This is a genomic window from Planococcus chinensis, from assembly GCF_020071995.1.
Classification (GTDB): Bacteria; Bacillota; Bacilli; order Bacillales_A; family Planococcaceae; genus Planococcus; species Planococcus chinensis_A.
In genome coordinates this window covers 1-404 of record NZ_JABWTK010000047.1, presented here as the reverse complement: position 1 = coordinate 404, position 404 = coordinate 1, and the positions used below count along the sequence as shown (strand labels likewise).

1 protein-coding gene is annotated in these 404 nt (G+C 66.1%); it reads right to left on the bottom strand.

Annotated elements, in window-relative coordinates; all coding sequences use genetic code 11:
* On the bottom strand, positions 1-404 hold a 404-nt coding region (locus HU147_RS19235; protein ID WP_224077676.1), incomplete at both ends, for a transglycosylase domain-containing protein.

The following is a 404-nucleotide window of genomic DNA, read 5'->3' as shown; positions in this document are numbered from 1 at the left end:
CCGATCAGCAGTGCGATCTGCTCGGTCTCCAGCGACTGCAGGTCACGGCCGAACCAGAACTCGGCGCCGGAGGACATGCCATGGATCGCCTGGCTGCCGCGCTGGCCCAGGTACACCTGGTTGAGATAGGCCTCGAAGATGGTGCGCTTGTCATAACGCGCTTCCATGATCAGTGCGTACAGCACCTCATTGAACTTGCGGGTGACCGTCTGCTCCTTGCCGATGCCGAGCAGGCCGCTGCGGGCCAGCTGCTGGGTCAGCGTCGAAGCGCCCTGGCGGCTCTGGCCACCGGAACGGATCGTCACCCACACCGCGCGCGCGATGCCGGACAGGTCGATGCCGTGGTGGCGGTTGAAGTCCTTGTCCTCCACCGCCTGCAGGCCAGTCACCAGCAGGTCCGGCGC